Origin of the sequence: Microcoleus sp. B4-D4, assembly GCF_036705185.1 — a bacterium.
Taxonomy (GTDB): Bacteria; Cyanobacteriota; Cyanobacteriia; order Cyanobacteriales; family Microcoleaceae; genus Microcoleus.
Genome location: NZ_JAUBTX010000039.1, coordinates 13291 through 36559 on the forward strand (window position 1 = coordinate 13291; position 23269 = coordinate 36559).

Consider the following 23269-nt stretch of genomic DNA (forward strand, 5'->3'; position numbering starts at 1 on the left):
TGTCAGTTGTCAGTTGTCAGTTGTCAGTTGTCATATATTGAAGGAAGAAGGAAGATGTTCCCCCACTCTCCCACTCTCCCACTCTCCCACTCTCCCCATCTCCCCATCTTCCACTCTCTAAGCTAGTTGAAGTTCGTGATGAAATAACTGCTTCACCTGCACCCACGACTCTGCTGCGGCGGTAGCGTCGAAACTGCCGCGATGGTCGCAGAAAAAGCCATGATCCGCATTGTACTGGAAAATTTGGTGAGGAATTCTGTGTTTTTCCAATTCGGCAGCGATTTGGTCAACTTGTTCTTTGGGAATGCTGGGGTCTTGAGTGCCAAAAAAGGCGTAGAGAGTGCCTTTAATGTCGGCTGTGCGGGCGATCGTCCGAGTATCGCCACCGGGGGTATTCGTAGCGATACCAGCGCCGTAGAAAGACGCTGTAGCCTTGATTTCGGGCAAAGTAGCGGCAAGGTAGGCTACGTGTCCGCCGAAGCAGAAACCGATGCAGCCAAAACCTTGTTGTTTGACGAATGGTAAAGTTTTGAGGTAATCGATGGTGGCTTGAATGTCACTGAGGAGTTCGGATGCGGTAGTTTGTTCTTTGTATTCTCGGCCGATTTTGATATCTTCCGGCGCGTAACCGGTTTCAAAGTTGGGGGCTTGGCGCTGGTAGATGGCCGGGGCGATCGCCACATATCCTTCCTTTGCTATTCTGTCAGTAACTTCGCGGATGTGCGAGTTAACACCAAAGATTTCTTGAATCACAATAACTGCGGGAAATTCGCCGGAGGTGGCGGGTTGGGCTAGGTAAGCGGCAATTTGTAAATCTTTGTTAGGAATTGTGACGTTAGCTGTGCGAATTTCTGGGTTAGTCATAGTGAGTTTGAGTGCAATTATATTTCATTTGTGAATGAGATTTTTTTTAACGAACCGCGAAGGCGCTAAGAACACGAAGGAAGAAAGAGAAGTTTTTTTGGGCGAAAGTCTTTTTTTTATTCTATTCGCGTCCTTTGCGTCTTCGCGGTTCGTTTCAAAAATCTATTTTACAACATCACATTCCCAGGAAATCTCTGTTTCAAAACTGGCATCACCGGACAAGGTTTTTGAGTTTGCAAATTCTCTGGTTTGTTCCAAGTAAAAGGCCCTTTATTCTCCGCCGCCATCCACAGCAAACTTTTGGCTCTGGTCATCGCTACGTAAAGCAATCTAAACTCTTCTGCTGTTTTCAAATAACCTGCTTGTTCCCACGCTTCACCGAGATTTGGTAAAGGATATTTTTCGTGCAAACTCGCTCTAATTTTTGCTCTCGCTACCTCTGCTAAAGTGAAATCTCCTAAAAATTTAGTTTGTGGCAAAACTCGCAAACTTCCGGGGATGGTTTGTTCGTGCAGAAACGGCAAAAATACGCAATCCCAATCTAAGCCTTTAGCTTTGTGCATGGTAATAATTGTGAGTTGACCTTTGCTGGTATAACGTTCTTCTATTTTGTCGTCTGCATCTACAGGTTCAAATCTTTCGGAACTGACAATTTCGCTCAGTACGTCTAAAATATTGTGCATTGAATTGTTGCCGGCGGTTTGGATTGCTACTCGTTCTGCTAATTTGTCGGCTGTGGCTAATTCTGTTTGGTCGTATTGCAGCGCTAAGGCTAAAAATGAGATAATTTGGTATGGTGGTAATTCTAAGCGTGCTTGCAGTAAACTGCAGCAAAAATAGCGACATTTCTGCACGGGATCTGACTGCTGCGGGTCTAGGGGGCCTGGGTAGAGGAATTGTTCGGGGCTGGTTGTAAAGGCATTGTAGTCTTGTTTGGGGATGAGTTGCCGATCGCTCAAAATCTTTAAGGCTGCTTTCAGGTAATCTGGTGAGTGCGGGCGATCGAGAAATTGCAGCAATGTTAAGATTTCCCAAGGTACTTGAGAATGTCTGTCGCGTTCTCCCACATCCTCAATTTTAATTCCGTATTTACGCAAATCAAAGGTTAATCCGTGTTTTTGCGGATTTTCTAGAACTTCTTTGATAAACTTGCCTTGTTTGTTTTCCCGCACCAAAACTGCCATTGATTTGAGATATTCTAAGGGCAATTTTTGGCTATTTTCTGCATCCCTTGCTTCACCGCCTGATTCGATATTTTGGTCAGGGTTTACCCATTCAAAATCCGCAGGCAAAAATTTCTCAACTAACTCAATTACCCGCTTACCAATTAACTCAACACTATGGTAAATATCCCTGGGATTACACAATTCTAAACCGCGCCCAATGGGATCGGGATTGGCATTTTGTTGGGGGTCATCGCTGGGAACTGTTTGAATAATTTGGTTGCGAAAGGGCTGTTCTGTTCCGGCTAATTCCGAGCGATTTACCCATTGCAACATAAAATTAGCTGCATCGATAATTACCTGGCTGCTGCGACCTGCGCCGTCCATTGTCGCTAACTTATTTTCAACTTCGCACTCGTCACAAAATTTGTTAAAATAAATCGGATCTGCGGGAGTGAATGTAGAATTTATCGCTTGATTTGGATCGCCAACTCTGATAAAATTTGGAGGTGAGTTACGATTGTCTGGATCTTGAGCTAATGTTTGCAAAAGTTCAGTTTGCAAAGGTGTTGAATCCTGGGCTTCGTCCTCGAAAACGGCAAATACTTGCTTTTGCTCGATCGCCTTTGCTCCCGGATTGTCCAACACCCGCAAAGCTGCTAAAATCATTTCGTCGTAATCGATAAATTCTCGACTCCTCAACAAAACCTGATATTTTTGATATAAACCGCCAGCTACGGCTAAAATTTCATAAGCGTCGTCTGAATCTAAAGCGCTCATTTCTAACAACTCTTGGGGAGACAAACCAGAAGATTTTGCCTCGTGAATCACAGTTTTAGCTAACTGCGGCAAAATCTCCGTTCGCAAAACCGATTGTCGCCGCAGCCTCTCCGTTTCCTCTCCATCAAATTGCTGTCCTTCTAGCAAAATTTGATATCGGCGGGGATTTTCTGCGATCCAAAGTTCTACACAAGTGCGAATTAAGCGGTGACTTTGAGTCGGAGTCACTAAGGTAGAATTTTCTAAATTTAAACCCGATAAATCGGGATGGCGCATGGCAATGTTTAAAGCTAAACCGTGCAATGTGTGTACTGCAAAACCGCCTTGAGATAAAGACAATTCTCCTAATCTTTGGCGAATTTTAGCTTTAATATTAGCAGCAGCCGATCGCGTAAATGTCACCACAATTAACTGGCGGCGGTTGTGAAGCCGATGGCGGGCGATCGCAATTGCGGACGCAGCGGCCATTCCCGTAGACTTCCCGGCCCCTGGAACGGCGGAAACGGCAAGGGGGCCGCCTGTCCAATCTGCCATCTCGTGCTGCCCCTTACGCAGGCTGTCACGAATTTTACCGCAAGCTGCAGCCAAAAAAGCCGCCGGCTCTAACTCGGAGAAAGCGCTGTCAGGGCGATCGAGCTCAGTAGTCGATCGGCTAAAATCAGAATCAAATTCATCAGTCATTATTACATCCGCGTTTATCTGCGTTCATCTGCGGTTAAAAATCTAAAAATCTTCAACCCCAACCGTTTCCATTTTTGTATCGGCTAAACTAACACCATCTATCCGAGCTTAAATTAAAACCAGCATAAAATTCAATACCGAAACCTGTTTACAGGAAAAACCCTAATGAAAACTCAACTCAAAACCAATTCCCGGCCGCACCAGCCCCACCCAAACCAACCCAACAACAGCACAACTCGTTTTGCTGTGGCGGCATTTTTAACTTTATCTTCAGCTATTGCTTTACCGAGTTGTGCCGCAAATTCGCCCTCCAGCGCTGGAGGTAGCGCGGATTCATCCAGCAGTCGCGAAAACCAAATTGTCGCATCTGCACCCCAACAGGCGCCCGCCCCAGTCACAAGACAAGGCGCACAGCCAAAAACTTCTGCTGTATCCAAAACAGCACCTCCAGAAACTCCAGCAACTACTCCCCAACTGATTAAAAAAGCCGAGCTCAGTGTCGTTGTCAAATCAATTGACACTAGCACTAAATCTGTTACCGAGATTGTGAAAAAGCAGCAAGGCGATATCTTGGGTTTCCAAAACCAAAAGCCACCGGATTCTAGTATCCGCCAAACCGCAACGTTGGAGATTCGAGTACCTCAAGCAAAGTTAGAAACTACTTTAGATGCTTTAGCAAAACTCGGAAGCGTACAGAATCGAGGGCTTACGGCTGAGGATGTTACTACTCAATTAGTTGATAATGACGCTAGGCTGCGGAATCTTCGCAAATCGGAAGAAGTTGTGTTAAAAATTATGGAGCGATCGGGTTCTGTGGGGGATGTGTTGAAAGCTGCTCAAGAGTTGAGCAATATTCGGGAGTCAATCGAGCGGATTGATGCTGAGTTAAAAAGTTTGCGGAATCAAGTAGCTTATTCGACAATTAGTTTAACTTTAGAAGCCGCAGTCTCGGCTCAGCAAGATCCCGAACCTTCTCTCGGTTTGCGGGCGCAGGAAACTTGGGGGAAAGCGACTCATTCTGTGGGTGAATTGACGCTCGGTTTGTTTGGTTTGGGTATTTGGATGTTGGCTTACAGTCCTTATTTTCTGCTAATTGCTGCTGCGGTTTACGGTGTTGTTCGATTTAAGAAACAGCATTCGGCTGCGAAGATTTCTGAAGGGAAACCGCCTACTGTAAATTAGTTATTTGTTATTTGTTATTTGTTATTTGTTAGTTGTTAGTTGTTATTTGTTAGTTGTCATTAGTCATTAGTGCTGTCGCCTCCGAGCTTTCCGTACAATGTCATCAGGAAGATGGAAGAAGTTTGTAGGGTGTGTCGTTTGCAGACCAGATTTGGAACAAATCGACAATCGGGTAGCGACGCACCAAACGCCGAAATATTGCGATAGATCGGACTTGATATCCTTCCTAATTTAAAATCGCCAATGGTAGAAGGTGCGTCGCGCGGAGATTGCCGATTGGCTCCAAATATCGTCTGCAAGCGACACACCCTACTGCTACTAATGACAACTAACAACTGAGGGCGGGCACGGGGCACCGCCCCTACCAACTAACAACTACCAACTACCAACTACCAACTAACAACTAACAACTAACAACTGACAACTAACAACTGACAACTGACAACTAACAACTGACTAATCGTCTATTTGCCATCCATCTTTGGTATAATCTTCATCCAGAATCTTCTTCGGTCTCATCACGAGCACGACTCGTCCCAAAATCGACAACTGCGGGGATGTTTCAAACCATTGCAATTCTAAATTGCCTGCGTTGTCGGTGAGGAAATAACTCTCAGCATCCCACTGTCTTTGGGCCCGATCGGCAATAATCAAAACTTCTTCAACTTTACCTTGCAGCGGTACCGGCAATCGATCGCTCATTTCCAAAATCGCCACTGGATCTTCGGCTTTCAAAATTACCTGCCATCCGGGAATCGCCACCCAAGCTCCGGCTCCGGCAAATTTTACCATTCGGAACGGCTCGATTTCCTCCGGTAAAGGCACTGCTATCAAATCTGACGCAGTAAGCGGCAATTTGCCGGCAACCGGGACAATCCGGGGTAGTTGTTCCTCAGAATCGACTCTGTAGGTGGGTAAGCGGGGCGCTTCGCGTCTCGGAACTACGGTAAAATCTACGAGCAATTGCTCGATTTGCCCCCTAGCTGTTTGGCTGCTAGCTAATTTTAAGCCGCGAGCAATTAAGCGCGATCGCTCTTGCAAATCGCTTTTCTGTCTCGCCAACTGCCAGCACTGGTAGGCTACAGCATCCCCTGGAGTGTCTGTGAACCCCTGCGGGAGACTCCCGAAGTGCGAAAACTCCTTCATGGCTTTGGCAACTTGACGAGCATCGTCAACATCCAAATTGTGGGCTAGGATCAAAGCTGCTGCTCCGGCTCGCTCTGTCTGAGACAAAATCCGAAATTCGTATAAAATATCACTTCCTTTGCGTAGAAAGTGTGATCGAACTTCTTCCGAACCGCCAGCGTTGACCATGCTGGTGTAAACTTGGGCTGCGACGCTGACTTGATTTTGCTGAATTGGCTCAAAACCAGTTGCTTCAAAAACCTTCTGAGAGCTCCAGCCTGCTTGCTGCAAGGCGGTGCAGGCTTGTCCCCACTCTACCCAAGTGCCTTCCTTGCGGCGGAGCGATCGAATTAACTTTTCGACATCCACAGCATTAGTGGAGGGTGCAGGTGCAGAAGGCAAGGAATCTTGAGGTGTATCAGTCATAATTTAATCAAAAACCAGTGCTAATTTATGTGTGATTCGATATCAGCAAGCATCGTGTCGCGGCAGAGCGATCGATTGATAGTAAGGGAAGTATGAGACTATTGTTACAGAATAGTTGCTCGCCTAAATTTACCAAGGGGAGTTTATCGTATTGTTATGGATAATGCCATTCCAGAGCTCGATCAAATTAAACGCCAGCTCATGACCCTACACCGACCGAAAAAACCCAAAATGTTGGTAGTAGACGATGAACCAGACAATCTGGATTTACTCTACCGCACTTTCCGACGAGATTTTAACGTACTCAAAGCTGATAGCGGGATTCGCGCCTTGGAAGTCCTCGGTATCGAGGGCGAGGTCGCCGTCATCATTTCCGACCAGCGGATGCCTGAAATGAAGGGAACAGAGTTTCTCAGCAAGACCGTACCCCAGTTTCCGAATACCGTCAGAATTATCTTGACGGGTTTTACGGACATTGAAGACTTAGTGGATGCAATTAACTCTGGACAGGTTTACAAGTATATCACCAAGCCTTGGGACCCTAACGAATTGAAAATGGTGGTGCAAAAAGCTGCCGAGACTTATGAAGTTCTCAAGCAGCGGACTGAGGAATTGCACCGCGCCCAAAATCAAATACAACTGTTAGCAACAATCATGCAGGCGGCTGTGGATTATCCGAATTTGGAACTTAGTTTAGAACCAATGGCTACTGCTGTTAGCGATAATTTTTTGGCGGATGTTTGCATTTTGCAAATGTTGGAAGAAAATGTTTTAATGCCAGTCCAAGGCACTCACACCAGTGGACAAACTGTGGAAAATTGGCTGGCTGATGACCCTCTGGTTGGAGAGGCAATTTCCTCTCAAACTATTCAGGGTGCTGTGAATATTGCCAGCGACGCAGCCCTAGCTAGTCTGCCGCACTATCAAAAATCTGGCGTTCAAGCTCACTTGATCGTGCCGGTGATTCACAAAGGTCGATCGCTCGCCCTGATGTCCCTCCAGTGGAAGCAACCTTGTTCCCTGCGTCCCGACGAACTCACAACAGTTCACCTCGCCGCTCAAGAAGTTGCTTTGGTACTGACGAGTTTTCAAGGTGGTTAGTCATTGGTCATTGGTTATTGGTTATTGGTTATTGGTTATTGGTTATTAGTCATTGAGTCATTAGTCATTAGTCATTAGTCATTAGTCATTAGTCATTGGAAATTGGGAATTGGTCATTAGTCATCAGTCATTAGTCATTGGTTATTGGTTAGTTGCTACCAATTACCACTTACTAATCACCAATTCCCAATTCCCAATTCCCAATTTCCAATTCCCAATTCCCAATTCCCAAGTAACAAACAACCAATAACAAACAACCAATAACAAACAACCAATAACAAACAACCAATAACAAACAAAAAATAACCAATGACTAATAACCAATGACTAATAACCAATGACTAATAACGCCGAACAAATTAAAAATATCTTTAACCGAATTGCACCAGTTTACAACCAAATGAACGACTGGTTGAGCTTGGGGCAGCACCGGATTTGGAAGCAAATGGCGGTGAATTGGAGCAGTGCGGGCCCGGGAAATACTTGTTTGGACTTGTGCTGCGGTAGCGGGGATTTAGCTTTGCTGCTGGCCAAACAAGCAGGGCCTACCGGCTGTGTGTTTGGAGTAGATTTTTCCGCCGAACAATTGGCTGTTGCGGCTTTGCGCGATCGACCTTTGCTTACCCAGACAAGTCCCATTACCTGGATAGAAGCTGACGCCCTAGACTTGCCTTTTACCGACAATTACTTTGACTGCGCCACAATGGGTTACGGCTTGCGTAACGTGACGGACATCCCCCGCAGCCTTCAAGAATTGCACCGCGTGCTCAAACCGGGCGCAAAAGCGGCGATTCTTGACCTCCACCGCCCCAGTAATTCCCTCATGCGGAGCTTTCAGCAGTTTTATCTCGACAGTCTCGTGGTGCCAATTGCTCAGCAATTTGGGATGACTCAAGAATATGCCTACATTAATCCTAGTTTAGAAAAATTCCCGATCGGTCAGCAGCAAGTCGCGATCGCCCGCGAAGCCGGATTTGCCCGGGCCACCCACTATCCCATTGCTGGAGCTATGATGGGAGTATTGGTATTAGTCAGTTGACTGTTGACTGTTAACTGTTAACTGTTAACTGTTGACTGTTGACTGTTGACTGTTGACTAATAACTAATAACTACTGACTACTGACTACCGACTACTGACTACTGACTAATAACTACTGACTAATTCCCAATTCCCAATTATTGATGAACCAGTCTGACATTTGGCTGTTGTTTGCTCCGCCTGTAGTGGGAGGCATTATTGGCTATTTTACTAACGACATAGCCATCAAAATGCTGTTTCGCCCCTATCGAGCTATTTATATCAAAGGGCGGCAATTGCCTTTCACTCCCGGCTTGATCCCGCGCAACCAAGAACGCTTGGCCAAGCGGATTTCTGACACAATTATGGGTTCGCTGCTGACACCACAAGAATTGCAAAATTTGGCGCGCCGCCTTTTGCAAACCGAGCGGATGCAGTCGATAATTCTCTGGCTGCTGCAGTTGGCGCTGGATCAGGTAAAAGCAGATGCAGAACAAAAAACATCTAAAATTCTCGCTAACATTCTGCGAGATTTGCTGGGAGAATCTGTGCCGCGAATTCTCAAAGTTTTGGCGCGCCGGGAAGATTTTTTAGAAGCTCAGCTAAATCAAATTTTTGACCAAGTTTTGCTAGAAATTCAGCTAACAGAAGCTCAGGCGGCTCAGTTGGCTGATTGGCTGTTGCAGGTAGTAATACCGCCGGAAGTGCTGCGGCAGGCTTTAATTGACTTTTTGACCGATCGCAATATTTCGATTATCGATGAAGGGTTTCGAGAAAAAACCAGCGGCACTTATTGGGTTGTCGCCAATTTGTTTGGTTTGCGGAACACTTTAACTCGGCTGCGGACTTTTTGTCTCGACGACAGAGAAGCAACAAATAAGCGGTTAGCAGAGTTAACAGTTTCTTTGGGAATTCGCGGGCGACTTCAGGAATGGCTGCAAAATTTGTCAATGCAAAACTTACCGGTTTCCACTGTAAGACAGTTGCGAAAAACAATGCGCGACAGCGTTCGTACCTACGTTCAACAGCGGGGTACAGAGGTACTTGATGGGTTGAGCAAATCTATTGACTGGGAAAATATTGCGCGGTTGATTCTGAATCGATTGCAAACTTCAGCGGTAATGAGCGCTTCGCTTGAAATTGTCAGCAAAGAACTAGCTTTGGTTTTAGATCGTTATTTAGAGCGGGATTTAGAAAAAATTGTAGCTCAGGCTATCCCAATTTTAAATATCGACCAGGTGATTGTCGATCGAGTAAAAGGTACTTCTCCCGAAGAATTAGAGCTAGCAATTCAGGGAATTGTCAAAAGCGAGTTGCAGGGAATTGTAAATTTAGGAGGCATTTTAGGTGTTTTTGTGGGCTGTTTGCAGACAGTCATACTTTTGCTGCAGCGATGATTTCTCTCGGCAGTTGTGAGATATTTAGTTGTAATATGATATCGAGTGCAGAATTGGCACGCACAGTAGAATTGCATTGAATTCCTACGCTTTCCTCAGCATCCAATTATCTGCGTTTGTCTGTGTTGCATCTGCCTTTCATCTGCGGTTGCTCGATCGGTTATTTTTGACCCAATCCCTAATTTACTTATTTCCTAAATCTATGCCACTTCCCAATTCGGACGATCGCCCCTATACCCCAAAAAACCCCCGCAACCTCAGCCGCCAACAATACGAGCGTTTAACCGCAGAAATAGCCACTCCCTACCGGCCTCTGCGACAGTTGGTCTACGTAGCTTGTGGCGCTTCGGGCTTTATCGGCGGTCTGGTTTTCCTCGCTCAAATTGCCTCTGGCCGGGAAATAGGCTCTGCTTTGCCAAATTTTGCCCTCCAAGTCGGAGTCGTGGCTCTGATGGTGTTTTTGTTTCGCCTGGAGCAGCGCGCCGAAGCCCGATCCCCGAAGTCAAAGTAACAAAAATTTACCAATCGACACAAAAATATATTTGAGGTAAAGAAAAGTTAGAATAATAAAGAAATTATTACGAAATCCTGGTTTGCGATCGATCCCTGTCATGATTAAAGGGTGGGTTCAATTGGGATCAGCACATTTAAAGATCCTAATCATAAGCCGCTTTTACTTCATTCAATTGGGGTCAGCTTTGATAAAGACCCTAAACATATAAAACAAATTTCAGCCCAGCGCCAGCCTTCATTTATAGAAGAGCTGGCGTTTGGCATTTGGGGCAGTAGGGCGCGCGCACAGCCAAGCACAGTTCCCAAAAAATAATGCAATAGCAGGAAAGCTGCAAATCCTGCTTATCGTCAGTCATCCCCAATCCCCAATCCCCAAATCTAAAATCTAAAATCTAATCAGATGTGTGTCAAACTTTTGATTAGAAAAAGTTGTTGGGAGATTTTACTATGAGCAGGTCATTTTGCAAAGTGCGGTGGACGCTATTTTTAGCTGCCGGTGCGGGAGTTGTATTTTACAGCAGTGCGGCGGCGGCGGCCGAAAAGGTAGTGCTCAAATACAGTGTGATCCGAATGACTTTACCAGTCAGCGAATTAGAAGTTTTTGCAGGAACTGGGAAAATGTCGCCCGGGTTAGAAATGCTGTTGTCCCAGGCAAAACAAGACCCGGAAGCGGTTCGCAGAAATCTTACCAGACCGGTTAAAGTCAATCAAAGGTTTTTGGATGGGACGCTTCACAGCAAGGTTGGGGAAATTATTCTCGATGAAGTGGGTCAGGTAATTCGGACTCCTTCTGGGAATGCAAATCGAGAAGCTTTGAGATCGGCTTTGGTGCTGTCTGCAACTAATGATAACGAGATTACGCTGCTGGAAGCAATGAGGAATTATCCGGCTGCTGAAGTTTATGTTGAGGGCGATCGTTTAGTTGAAGCTTACGGCAAACTTGTGGCTTTGTCAGAACAATTGGGCGGCGTTTCGGAACGGCTGCAAGACATTTTGAACAAGATTCGTCTGCCTAGATTGTAGGGGATTGTGTCAAGGAGCGTTGATTTGTGCGATCGTACAATTTTTCGGAACCTGCATAAATTACACCAGACTCACATTTTATTTTTGCAAAATTTCCTGATTTTAACACCAGTCTAAAACAAGAATGCAGCGGTAGACAAGCTCCCAACCCAACGGGAATCAGTTAGTCCCAAATCTCATATCGAAAAGCAGCAAATCTCACATGGTATAATTTTGCTCTTAAATCTATCCCTGGATAGATGTTATACAGTTAATAAAAGTTGAGAATGATGTTTCTTTTTGGGGTGTTTTGAGCAAAAAATGCGGCTGAGAGCTTCTGTATCTTCCATAAATAGAAATACGATCTGCTGGACATTACAGATTATGTGTTTTAAGATATGGAAATGCTGTCAGAATCAGGCGCTTGCAAAAAAAATGACCAGTCATTAGTAAGCTAGTGCTATCACAGATAACATTACGCAACGCATTCCCCAAAACTTTTGACAAAAAAAAGTTAAAAACGCAAAGGGTGAGAGACTGGATTAATTAACAGCACCTCACATCCAAATAAAATCGTAATTTCAGGGTAGTACACTTTCATTCCATCGACTCTATATACTGGCTAAAACTAGCAACATGAAAAACAATCCTATTCGTCCAAAAGACCGTTTCTTGGTTTTCGGCGCTCCGGCGATCGAAGATGCTGAAATTCAAGAAGTGGTGGCAACCATGAAAACAGGTTGGTTGGGTACCGGCCCGAAAGTCAGGCTTTTTCAAGACGAATTCAATGCTTACAAGGGTTCCCAGTACGCGGTTGCGGTTAATTCCTGTACGGCGGGACTGCACTTGAGCGTCCTCGCTGCTGGCTTGAAACCAGGGGATGAAGTGATTACTACTCCAATGACTTTTTGCGCTACAGTTAATGCGATTATTCACGCCGGAGCAACACCGGTACTGGCGGATGTAGATCCGGTGACAATGAATATTGACCCGGCTCAAGTCAAAGCTAAAATAACTCCCAAAACTAAGGCAATTTTACCAGTTCACTTCGCCGGTCGTCCCTGCGATATGGATGCGCTTTGTTCCATTGCTAGCCGTCACAATTTGAAGTTGATTGAAGACTGCGCTCACGCGATCGAAACACAGTACAAGGGACGGAAAGCAGGCACTTTTGGCGACTTCGGATGTTTCAGCTTTTATGTCACCAAAAACATCACGACGGGCGAAGGAGGTATGATTGTGGCTCGCGCTCAAGCAGACTCTGACAGGCTCAACATTTTAGCGCTGCACGGTATGAGCAAAGATGCTTGGAAGCGCTTCAGCGACTCGGGTTACAAGCACTACGAAGTGGTGGAAGTCGGCTTTAAATACAATATGATGGATCTGCAAGCTGCGATCGGCATTCATCAATTAAAACGAGTCACCCCTTATTGGCAGCGGCGGGAGCAGATTTGGCAGCGCTACAATGAAGCATTTGCGGATTTGCCGATTACTGTACCGGCGAACCCAGAACCGGATACGATTCACGCTTATCACCTGTACACAATTCTGGTAGATGAAGCGAAAACAGGAATCAGCCGCGACGAGTTTCTCAACGCTATTAATGCTGAAAATATTGGTGTCGGCGTACATTACATGAGTATGCCAGAACATCCTATCTATCAAAAAATGTTTGGATGGCAGACTGCAGACTATCCGAATGCTAGCTACATTGGGCGGCATACAGTTAGCTTGCCGATTTCAGCTAAATTAACAGATGCAGATGTGGAAGATGTAATTGCTGGTGTTAAAAAATGTTTAGCCCTGGGCAAAGCTAAAAATCCTGTTTTAGCAACTGTCGGCTAAAGTCCTGAGATAGGATGATTGATTCTCTCCTTAAGAATTGAACATCCTACTCCTGACTCTTGACTCCCGCTCTCAAATCAGGCTGCATTTACATGATTAGCTTTCTTTGTAATTCGTAATTGGTCTGTAAACCTACCGAAAAAACAGAATACCCAGATCCCGGCGGTAGTTAAAAACATCGGGTATCTGGGAGGGAGATCGCTTTTTAGCTTGAATTGGTTGAACTATAGGCTTTCGAGTTAAAAATGAGGTAGTTTGTTGGGTTTGATCCATCTTTAGAGTTGTTGTATAGCAATGGGCAGCGTCTAATAACTTTATTTACAGTCATTTGTGAATCTAAGCTGTTATACATTTAAATTGTGCATCAAAAATCCATCAATATATTGTATGATGGGTACGCGAAACCGTTCCGAATATCCAATTTAAATACAAAATAGCTTATGTGAGAATAGCTATACTTCATTATCCTGATTCGTTGAGTAATATTGCTGATTAATATGTTAAAATTGAGTGCTTTATTCCCAATACATTCCCGAAACCGAGGAATTAGCGACGTATTTTTTTCAGTGTGCAAAGAATGGCAAGGCCCTGAATTGAAGGCTCGCATGGTTGTCCCGAGTTGCGATCGCGAATGTCGCGGCCCCAATGTAGTGGAAGCAATTCCGTCATTTCTGAAAAAACTATATTACAGCAGCCCTAGTCTTCCCATAATCAAGACAGAGAAGCGTTTTCTCAAAGATTTCAAAGATTTTGATCTGGCATACTTGTGGCCTGGTATATCATTAGATTTTGTAAAGAGGGTTAACAACCAGAACAAGCCAATTGTTTTGGAGCGAGTTAATAGTTATCAAGGCGAATCTAAGAGAATCCTTGACGATGCTTACTCTCGCTTGGGATTGGAACCTCAACACAACGTTACTCCAGAAAATATTCAGGATGAAAAGGAAAAACTCAAGCTAATTGATTTTCTGTTTTGTCCTAGTCCGATAGTAGCAAAATCGTTTCAAGAAGTCGGGGTTCCTGAAGAGAAACTACTTTTAACGACAGAAGGTTGGTGGCCCGATCGTTTCCCCAATTATCAATCTCAAAAACCGCCGCAGGATGAAGTTAACGTCCTTTTCCTAGGTTTTGCCTGCGTCCGCAAAGGGGTTCATTTGCTTTTGAAGGCTTGGGAGCTAGCTGGGATTAAGGGAACGCTGACAATTTTTGGAGCGATGGAGCCTGCGATCGCTCAAACTTGCAGTCATTGGCTGAAACGTCCTGATGTAGTTCAATTTGATTATGCTGTTGACTACAGTTTTGCCTATCGCAAAGCTGACTTTTTTGCCTTTCCCAGTCTTGAGGAAGGTAGCGCACTCGTCATCTATGAAGCAATGGGTCATGGTTTGCCCATTCTTACTTCGCCGATGGGAGGAGGCGGTGTGGTGCGTGATGGTATTGACGGCATAATTCTCGATCCCTACGATACGGATGCCTGGGTGGAGGGACTGCGAAAATTATCTAATTCTCCTGATTTGCGCGCTCAGATGGGAGCCTCCGCCCGCAAGCGAGCTTTGGATTTGACTTGGCCCCAAGTTGCTGCTAGGCGCAAAGAGCAGATTCTGCAAAAAATGAAAATCAAATAACTCTTTACCTGGGTTCCCTTTAGATAAATCTGATGTAACAGAAATACTGTCCCCTGCAATTACTCCGAATTTGAAAGTGGCACTAACCTAGCTTTTTGGCGTTGCTGAATCAAGGTATGAATGCCCCGGTCATGGGAATATCGTCAAATTTCAAGTAATGTATTAATAACTTAATAGAATGCTTGAGCATTTGCTCACATTTAGAATAACAAAGAGTCTGGGGATGTAGCCTAGCTAAATAATGTCTTAGTATTGTATTTTACCCTTCTAAGGAGTGTCAGATAAGTCTTGCTAACAATCCGATCTCCATCAGGAATAAACATGGGATATATAGACCATCCATCAGTTACATAAAAATAGCATTTCCATGCACTTACTTTGTCCCATAATGCTTCAAATGTCTTAGTGCTACGATCCCCTAATACCAATCCTAAAATTCCTGGACTAAAGTGGTCAACCGCTGTCCAAAGCCAGATTTTGTCTGTTTTTTACATAATTTTGTAATTCATCGAGTTCACCAACTTCTGGAATTACTTCCGGGTCATAAACATCTGGTAACAGTTTCCCGACTTGTTTTACCCAATTTATTACCGTGGTATTATGAACTTTCTTAACTCGTTCTATCGCCCGTAAACCTATACCATTAACGTACATTTTTAGGCAATCACGTTTGATGGTTTAGCGCTTGACCTCGCTGGGCATACTCATTGATGAATTGACGACAACATTGGACACAAATGTGGTTCTGTTTTCCTTTTTTCTTGCCATTTTTACGGATATGAGTTGATGTACATTCGCTGGCGTTGCATAAATTATGCCTCCTATTCATACTCTAATATCAATTCCGGTTGCACTCCTCATGATGTTAACAGTCAACAGTCAACAGTCAACAGTGAATTTACTATTTTGATGAAGAGAGGATTTGATATAACTCAGCAACGCCCCCTAAGTTTGAGGATAATGTTGTGCTAAAAAAACGATCGCACTAGCCCGATCGCCCAAATGGCCATCCAACAAAGCCGCCAACAAGTCATCTAACATCCGTTTAAATGCTGGCCCGGGCTTGTAACCCAAAGCCTTCAAGTCGTTACCGTTTAAAGGCGGCTCGACATTCGCCCATTTGGTGAGATATTCCAAAATCTGACGGCGGATACTGCGAGAACTTTGGAGGGCGATCGCAATTAACACCGGCAACTCATAATTCCTCAGCAGCAGCACCAATTGACTCGGTAACTTGCACTTCGGCAAATTTTCTGCTAATTCCTGATTTGTAGCTTCTAAAAGTTCCAGCCGTTTGATACTGTCTGCAGGTAACAGAAGATTTGCAGCTACTTTACCCCGATATTCTGGTGCTAAATAAGCGATCGACACTTCGAGCCGCATCAGCCAATCAGGAATATTGATAATGGGGAATGGGGAATGGGGAATGGGGAATGGGGAATTGTCTCTTCCCTCTTCTTCCTTCTTCCCTCTTCCCTCTTCCTTCTTCCCTCTTCCCTCTTCCTTCTTCCTTCTTCCCTCTTCCTTCTTCCTTCCATTCAAACATCGATCGAGCAAACGCAGCCGCCGCCACAAATTTCGATCCAACTCCAAAGTAGGATGAATACAGCGCAAAGCCTGCAAATCTCCCAACATTTGCAGAGCAAGCTTCCAGTAAGGAGCTTGCAGAATGTACCTCAATTCACTTTTGAGGCGAGTTTCCAAAGCCGGAGTTCGGCCGCTTTCCCCTTGAATGCGGTAATAAATCCCGCTTTCGGTAGCGTGGCGGATGTATTCTTCAGTTTGCGGCTCGATCGCAAATCCCAACCGCACCGCAAACCTCACAGCCCGATAAATTCGCGTCGGATCTTCAATAAAACTGTTAGCGTGCAAAACTCGAATTTGGCGCGCTTTTAAGTCTACTAAACCGCCAAAAAAATCTAACAATTCGCCACTACGAGGCTCTCCCAACCGCACAGCCAGCGCATTAATTGTAAAATCCCTGCGGTACAAATCTTGACGGATCGAACTAGCTTCAACTTCAGGATTTGCAGCCGGATAAGGATAAAATTCAGTACGAGCCGTAGCGATATCCAGCCACAGGGAGCCGAAAACAGAGTCTTTGTGCCACAATAGCGCGGCGGTTTTAAAATCACCGTGAACGTCCAAACGCGAGTCTGGGTATAGTTTTTGCAGGGATGAAGCTAACTCGACACCGGCACCGGAATCGTCGGCGCTGCGGTTTCCATCGACTACCAAATCAATGTCTGTTAGCGCCAATTTATCGTCCGTTGCTAAGAGTAAATCCCGCACTGCTCCGCCGACAATATAAAGTTGCCACCCGCGCTCTCTGGCAATATTGGCTGCGATCGACAATAACTGCCATAATTCTGGACTAATGCCCGATCGCAACAACTGTTCAACGGACTCGGGCAAGGGACAATAGGATAATTCAATATTATTCCCCCTGTCTCGCGTTTTTTGTTGGTGCAATTCCCGCAATACGTCGGTGCGAGTCACAATTCCCAGGAGTTCGCCGTTTTCCAATACTGGCAAACGCCCGATATCGTATGTCACCATTAAAGCTTCAATTTCTGGCAGCAAGGTATCAGGGGCGATGGTTTTTAGCTGCGGAGTCATGTAACCCTTAGCCGGGGCGTGGCTGAAACCGTGGTGCAGGGCAATATCAATGTCACGGCGGGAAATAATGCCCGTCAGCCGATCGCCCGCATCGACCACAGGCAGCCCAGAATGCCCGTAACGTAGGAGGATGCGGTGAGCTTCTCCCACGGAGGTTTCCGGGCGAATGCTCCGCACTGGAGAGGACATTAACTCGCGGGCGGTGGGAGGGTGGGGAATTTGAGCTTTTAATTCATCAGCTAACTGATTTAAAATCAGCATGGGGTCAACATCGCGGGTGGCGAGGGATGCGGCGCTGGCGTGGCCTCCGCCGCCGAAAGGTTTGAACAGTTCGCTGAGGTTTGTGCCTTCGATGCGCGATCGACCGATAATAGCTAAGCGGTTGGAAACTGTCGGTTCAGCGATGTTGCGGTTGCTGTCGTTTTCGCTAAGGTTATAAACATTGCCTAAAAGTAGAGCATCGGTTTCAGTCAAATCGAGCAAGCGGGAAGCTAGGGAAGAAAGTCCGGGAACATAGTTGTCAGTAGATAGCAGCACCCAAGCTACTGTACAACCGTGCAAGGTTTCCGATCGCAAATTCTTGAGCGATTCTTGCAGCAAATCCTGCAATTGAGGAGACAAACCGGGTTCTACATACTCAGCGATGACCCCCAAACTCGCTCCCTGTTCCATCAACCACGCCAAAGCCATTGCATCTCGCGCCGTTGCGCCCTCAAAGGTTAGGGAACCCGTATCGACGTGGATACCCAGGGCCATGACTGTGGCTTCTGAAGGTAGCAGGCGGGATGCTGTGTCCCCGTTTTCTGTTGAATTATTGAGCTTTTCCCGCAGTTGTTCGACAATTAATGTAGTGGTTGCTCCGACTGCTTCTATCTGGGTGAGTGTGGCGGGTATGTCTAAATCGGCTTGCAGGTGGTGGTCGAAAACGGCTATTTGCTTGATATGTGGCAAGTCTAGCCATTCGGCGGCTTTTCCCAAACGATCGCGCTGGGAGGAGTCTACTATACTAATCGATCGAATTTGTGACGGATTGACCGATCGGCGTTCGATCAGCGGATACTCGTCGCGGTGTAGCGCCAAAAAATCCCGCACTGTCGGGTGACACCCCCCCGTCAGCACAATTCTGGTACCTGGGTGCAGCACGCAAAGTCCCACCGCCGCGCCCAAGCTGTCAAAATCTGCCGTTGTGTGGCACAAAACTAAGTCCATAGCCGAAAATCCCCCTTCTCTCACTCCCAGAGTAGCAATTTCTCGCGCTCTGATACGCGATCGGGCGATCGGGCTTTCACTCTTGGTTTCAGCTTAGCCCGAAAAGCCGCCAGGAATTGAAGTCCCCCTCTTATAGCGAAAGTCCTCGACCGAGGACTTCAGCTTTGAGACAGGGACTTCAGTCCCTCTCCGAATGCGGGTTTGGCCTAGTTGTTGACACCGCCTGGGACTGTAACTTAACCTTTCCAGTTTTCTGTGGAGTAGCGAACAATGATAAAATTAGTCAAAATCTCAAGAGTCGCTGACTCAACCGACAATTTCTCGATCGACCATCAGGATACTGTCATTCGATTTTAGATTTTAGATTTTAGATTTTAGATTTACTCCACGGATAAATCTGCGAGCTTAAATTTTTATCTGAAATCTTGAGATATCCACTCAAAAGTGTCGGGGTACGATACCCGTTTTGGGCGGAATCAGAAACTATAATCTGGAATGTTTATCCAGATTATGGGCAACTATTTGTCAACAACGCACGGCTATATCGACAGGAGAAAAAATGTTATCAATTCTGTTTCAATTGGTTTTACTGGCTTTGGTACTGCTATCTTTTGTGATGGTAGTTGGCGTGCCGGTTGCCTATGCAACTCCCCAAAACTGGAATCAGTCTAAAACTCTGATTTATGCAGGTTCTGGTCTGTGGTTTTTGCTGGTTATTGCAGTGGGCGTTTTGAACTTTTTGGTGGTTTAATATCGTCCGAAGCGATCGAAAAAAGAAGGTAAAAGGTATAAGATAGAAGGCATTTATCAGAATCTTGAAGGTATCCGGCGTTCGGAAAAATCTAAAACAATGACCGAACGCTGGATTATGTATGTTTTTAAACTTGAGATTAAGATGAGATGTTTCTGTTGTATAACTTTTGCCTTCAGGTCTAAAAAAATCTAAAATCTAAAATCTAAAATCTACAAATATGACAGTTTTCGAGGGAACTTTTACTCAAACAGAATCTTTGCGCTTTGCTATTGTCATCGGTCGTTTTAACGATTTGGTTGTCGGCAAACTTTTGGAAGGATGTCAAGATTGTTTGAAGCGCCACGGGGTTAATATTGATCCTCATGGGGATCAAGTAGATTTTTATTGGGTTCCGGGATGTTTTGAAATTCCTTTGGTGGCCCGCCAAGCTGCTCTTTCTCGTCGCTACGATGCCGTAATCTGTCTGGGTGCGGTGATTCGCGGCCAAACTCCGCATTTCGATTTTGTAGCTGGTGAGGTTTCTAAGGGAATTGCTGCGGCTGCTTTTCAAACAGGTGTGCCGGTGATTTTTGGGGTGGTGACGACAGACACGATGCAGCAAGCTTTGGAAAGGGCGGGAATTAAGAGCAATTTGGGCTGGAATTATGGGATGAGTGCTCTGGAAATGGGCAGTTTGATGCGTCAAGTTAATGGTTTGGGCGCAAATTCTTACGGCCAATTGGCTGCTGCGTCTGCTTCAGTGATTTCGGGTGAGGCTAATCGGGCGATCGCCCCTGATGTATCCTCGAATCAAACGGTGTAGTTTCGCCGCAGAAACCGGGTTTCTTGGAGTTTTGTCGCCAGTTACGAGAAATTAAGGCAGAAACCCGGTTTCTTCAGACTACCGCCGCGCCTAGAAACCGGGTTTCTTGGAGTTTAATCGCCAGTTACGAGAAATCTACAGAAACCCGGTTTCTCCAGACAATAAAACCGACACCTGGCAAAAAAAATCGCCTTGTGTGGCCCGATAAAAGGTTGTTGAAAATAGCGCAACACTAACAATTACTTCATCGCCTAGATACTGATTTCTGATTCGGTCGATCGGCGCGATCGGTATTTTGATATTATGGACGCGAGATCATACCAAACTTCACTTCCTATGTCAAGGATTACGAACAACGTTGTCCTAAGTCCTTGTGTAATATTTGAGCTTTCCGCATACTAATCACCAGACAGAGGAAACCACAACATGATCCAAACCATATCCAAAACAATCACGTTTGATGAGTTCGTTGCTTGGTATCCAGAGAACTCTGTCCATAAGTACGAATTACACAATGGAGTAATTGTTGAAATGCCTTTAGGAACCGGCGACCATTCGGAAGTTACGGGTTTTATAACCTCAAAACTAGCGGTTGAAATTGACCGTCGTGAATTACCCTACTCAATTCCAGGTGACTGCTTACTCAAGCTTTCCCGTGACGAAGCAGGTTATCAGCCAGACGTAATAGTCCTAGACAGAACCGCACTTGCAAACGAGCCGCGCTGGAAAAAAGAATCTATCATCACGATGGGGTCTTCGGTGCGACTGGCTGTAGAAGTAGTCAGTACGAACTGGCAAGATGATTACCTGGTTAAAGTAGCTGATTATGAAAGACTGGGTATCCCGGAATATTGGGTTGTAGATTATGCTGCTTTGGGCGGCAGACGCTTCATTGGCAATCCGAAACAACCTACTATCTCGGTTTACCAGTTGGTTGACGGGGAATATCAAATCAACCAGTTTGGGGGAGATGACATAGTTGAGTCGCTGGCTTTTCCAGAGTTGAGGTTGACGGCCGACCAGATTTTTGTCGCTGGCTTGCCGAACTAGCGAGTCGAAATTATGCTTGCGGGCGATCGATCTTCTATGTGACGATCGCATACGGACACGACAACAGTCGATAGCTTTCACTTACACATTGCAGATTATCAAATTGTGTGGTACGATAAAACGTTCTTGAAAATAGCGCAACACTAACAATTACTTCATGGCAACGAAGCCAACGATCGCATTTACTCACCTCGGCTGCGAAAAAAATCGCATCGATACCGAACACATGATTGGCTTGCTGGCTCAAGCGGGCTATCAAGTGGATTCTAATGAAGAATTAGCCGATTATGTTGTAGTCAATACTTGCAGTTTTATCCAAGCCGCGCGAGAAGAGTCAGTCCGCACTTTGGTAGAATTGGCAGAAGCTAATAAAAAAGTAGTCATCACTGGCTGCATGGCACAGCATTTTCAGCAGCAATTGCTCGACGAATTGCCGGAAGCCGTCGCCATAGTCGGCACGGGCGACTATCATAAAATAGTCGGCGTGATGGAGCAGGTCGAAAAGGGCGATCGAGTTTCCCTCGTCTCTAGCGAACCTACTTACATCGCTGACGAAACAACTCCCCGCTACCGCACGACATCGGAAGGTGTCGCCTACCTGCGAATAGCAGAAGGCTGTGACTACCGCTGTGCATTTTGCATTATCCCGCACTTGCGCGGAAATCAACGATCGCGCACGATCGAATCAATTGTCGCCGAAGCTAAGCAATTAGCATCCGAAGGTGTCAAAGAAATTATCTTAATTTCTCAAATTACCACCAATTACGGCAAAGATATCTACGGCGAACCGAAGCTAGCCGAACTGCTGCGCGCTTTGGGCCAAGTAGATGTACCCTGGATTCGGATGCACTACGCCTATCCTACAGGTTTGACTCAGCAAGTTGTCGCGGCAATCCGCGAAACGCCGAACGTTCTACCCTATTTGGATTTACCCCTGCAACACTCGCACCCGGAAATTCTGCGGGCGATGAACAGACCTTTTCAAGCTGGGATTAATGATGCTATAGTCGATCGGCTCAAAGCAGAAATTCCCAACGCCGTGATGCGGACAACTTTTATTGTCGGCTTCCCCGGCGAAACAGACGAACACGCAGCACACTTGCTGGAATTTGTCAAGCGCCACGAATTCGATCACGTCGGAGTATTCACATTTTCCGCCGAAGAAGGTACCCCAGCCTTCAGCTTGCCAAATCAACTGCCATCCGTAAAAATGGAAGTTTGGCGCGATTCGGTAATGGCGGCACAACAACCTATATCATTGAAAAAGAATCAAGAGTCTGTCGGTCAGGTAGTTGATGTCCTGATAGAACAAGAACAGCCAGAGACAGGCGAGTTGATTGGTAGATCCGCCAGATTTTCCCCAGAAGTAGATGGACTCGTCTATGTGACAGGAGAAGCACGGCTGGGATCGATCGTATCTGTGAAAATTGCGAGTGCCGATGTCTATGACCTCTACGGTCAAGTAGAAGTATAGCTCGAACTGTCCCGCCCGCCAAAGCAGCATCAGCCCCGCGCTAAGAGTGTAGCCTCGCGTCGGGATGAGTGCCAGTGAGTTGACGATTCCACTCCCGCGAGTCGAATTCCAAGCCGTGCTGTGGAACAGCGACGGGGTGGATGAGGAAACGAGCAATTCTTCTGATAAAATTGGTACATCTTGACCACCAATGCCGTAAGCGAAAACCAAGCTCAAAGGTACGTGTTGCCAGAAAAAGTATGGGTCTTGGGAACCAGGACTCCTGCCCTTGGAGGCAATGTAAGACCAATAGAATTACGGAGTTCTGGCGGCTGTTGCCAATGAATTGGGAAGCCCGTGGTGTACCGCAGGTCACCGTCGGGTAGTTCACTGTTTTGTTTCTGAATGTAAAGAGTTATGCTAATATAAAGTCAGAAACCAGCGGGGAGAATTTGAGATTGCTTCGCCGTCCGCCCTACACGACAACGGTATCCCGAAAGAGTGTTGAGATGGATAGGCAGTAACGGTCGCTGCATACCCTGTTGAATCCCGCAGACGACGGATTGCGGGATAGCGCCTGAACTAACAAACCTGTAACTACTACTATGTAGTGCAGTTCAGTGGGGCTGGTCATCATCCTCACTATAAAACGCCCTAGAG

16 protein-coding genes and 1 pseudogene are annotated in these 23269 nt (G+C 45.8%); 12 read left to right on the forward strand and 5 right to left on the reverse strand.

Annotation, left to right across the window (positions count from 1 at the left end; genetic code table 11):
- Nucleotides 1–117: 117 nt before the first annotated feature.
- Both QUB13_RS23180 and QUB13_RS23185 read right to left on the reverse strand, forming a co-directional pair.
- Nucleotides 118–864 carry a dienelactone hydrolase family protein gene (locus QUB13_RS23180; RefSeq protein ID WP_333385349.1) on the reverse strand — a complete coding sequence of 249 codons (747 nt, stop codon included), beginning with the start codon at nt 862–864 and terminating at the stop codon, nt 118–120.
- Between the two features lie 167 nt (nt 865–1031).
- Nucleotides 1032–3488 (reverse strand): ATP-dependent helicase, encoded by a 2457-nt coding sequence (locus QUB13_RS23185; protein WP_333385352.1) that lies wholly within the window; start codon nt 3486–3488, stop codon nt 1032–1034.
- A gap of 165 nt (nt 3489–3653) precedes the next feature.
- Here QUB13_RS23185 and QUB13_RS23190 point away from each other — a divergent pair, with 165 nt between their 5' ends.
- Entirely contained in the window at nt 3654–4670 is a 1017-nt protein-coding gene (locus QUB13_RS23190) for a DUF4349 domain-containing protein (protein ID WP_333385355.1), read from the forward strand.
- 456 nt (nt 4671–5126) lie between these two features.
- Here the strand turns inward: QUB13_RS23190 and QUB13_RS23195 are convergent, their stop codons facing one another.
- Nucleotides 5127–6221, reverse strand: a complete 1095-nt coding sequence (locus QUB13_RS23195) for a RuBisCO accumulation factor 1 (protein WP_333385358.1) — start codon at nt 6219–6221, stop codon at nt 5127–5129.
- Between the two features lie 156 nt (nt 6222–6377).
- Between QUB13_RS23195 and QUB13_RS23200 the strand changes: the two genes are divergently transcribed.
- The 7 genes from QUB13_RS23200 to QUB13_RS23230 all read left to right on the forward strand — a co-directional run bounded on the left by QUB13_RS23200 (nt 6378) and on the right by QUB13_RS23230 (nt 14722).
- The gene (locus tag QUB13_RS23200) at nt 6378–7322 is read left to right on the forward strand and encodes a response regulator (RefSeq protein ID WP_194066203.1); all 945 of its coding nucleotides are present in this window, start codon (nt 6378–6380) and stop codon (nt 7320–7322) included.
- Between the two features lie 337 nt (nt 7323–7659).
- Nucleotides 7660–8361 carry a bifunctional demethylmenaquinone methyltransferase/2-methoxy-6-polyprenyl-1,4-benzoquinol methylase UbiE gene (gene ubiE, locus QUB13_RS23205; RefSeq protein WP_194066205.1) on the forward strand — a complete coding sequence of 234 codons (702 nt, stop codon included), beginning with the start codon at nt 7660–7662 and terminating at the stop codon, nt 8359–8361.
- A 143-nt stretch (nt 8362–8504) separates the two neighbouring features.
- Nucleotides 8505–9737: a DUF445 domain-containing protein gene (locus tag QUB13_RS23210; RefSeq protein WP_333385361.1), complete on the forward strand. Its 1233-nt coding sequence runs from the start codon at nt 8505–8507 to the stop codon at nt 9735–9737.
- 202 nt (nt 9738–9939) lie between these two features.
- Nucleotides 9940–10248: a DUF3493 domain-containing protein gene (locus QUB13_RS23215; RefSeq protein ID WP_194010016.1), complete on the forward strand. Its 309-nt coding sequence runs from the start codon at nt 9940–9942 to the stop codon at nt 10246–10248.
- Between the two features lie 449 nt (nt 10249–10697).
- Nucleotides 10698–11273, forward strand: a complete 576-nt coding sequence (locus QUB13_RS23220) for an alpha/beta hydrolase (RefSeq protein ID WP_333385364.1) — start codon at nt 10698–10700, stop codon at nt 11271–11273.
- Nucleotides 11274–11888: 615 nt separating this feature from the next.
- Nucleotides 11889–13097 (forward strand): DegT/DnrJ/EryC1/StrS family aminotransferase, encoded by a 1209-nt coding sequence (locus tag QUB13_RS23225; protein WP_333385367.1) that lies wholly within the window; start codon nt 11889–11891, stop codon nt 13095–13097.
- 497 nt (nt 13098–13594) lie between these two features.
- Entirely contained in the window at nt 13595–14722 is a 1128-nt protein-coding gene (locus QUB13_RS23230; protein ID WP_333385370.1) for a glycosyltransferase family 4 protein, read from the forward strand.
- Nucleotides 14723–14831: 109 nt separating this feature from the next.
- On the opposite strand, the pseudogene QUB13_RS23235 reads toward QUB13_RS23230, so the two are convergent.
- Together QUB13_RS23235 and QUB13_RS23240 are read right to left on the reverse strand one after the other, a co-directional pair.
- A pseudogene (locus QUB13_RS23235) lies at nt 14832–15551 on the reverse strand (IS1 family transposase).
- Nucleotides 15552–15667: 116 nt separating this feature from the next.
- On the reverse strand, nt 15668–18550 hold the full coding sequence (locus tag QUB13_RS23240) for a CBS domain-containing protein (protein ID WP_333385374.1): 2883 nt from the start codon (nt 18548–18550) through the stop codon (nt 15668–15670).
- Between the two features lie 559 nt (nt 18551–19109).
- Here QUB13_RS23240 and psbZ point away from each other — a divergent pair.
- The 4 genes from psbZ (at nt 19110) to rimO (ending at nt 22630) form a co-directional block, all read left to right on the forward strand.
- Complete coding sequence (psbZ, locus tag QUB13_RS23245; protein ID WP_333091190.1) at nt 19110–19301, forward strand: photosystem II reaction center protein PsbZ; 192 nt, start codon at nt 19110–19112, stop codon at nt 19299–19301.
- A gap of 220 nt (nt 19302–19521) precedes the next feature.
- Nucleotides 19522–20106 (forward strand): 6,7-dimethyl-8-ribityllumazine synthase, encoded by a 585-nt coding sequence (ribH, locus tag QUB13_RS23250; protein ID WP_333385377.1) that lies wholly within the window; start codon nt 19522–19524, stop codon nt 20104–20106.
- 426 nt (nt 20107–20532) lie between these two features.
- Nucleotides 20533–21156 carry a Uma2 family endonuclease gene (locus QUB13_RS23255; protein WP_333385381.1) on the forward strand — a complete coding sequence of 208 codons (624 nt, stop codon included), beginning with the start codon at nt 20533–20535 and terminating at the stop codon, nt 21154–21156.
- A gap of 157 nt (nt 21157–21313) precedes the next feature.
- A complete protein-coding gene (rimO, locus tag QUB13_RS23260; protein ID WP_333385384.1) occupies nt 21314–22630 on the forward strand; it encodes a 30S ribosomal protein S12 methylthiotransferase RimO in 1317 nt (438 codons plus the stop codon).
- Nucleotides 22631–23269 lie beyond the last annotated feature (639 nt).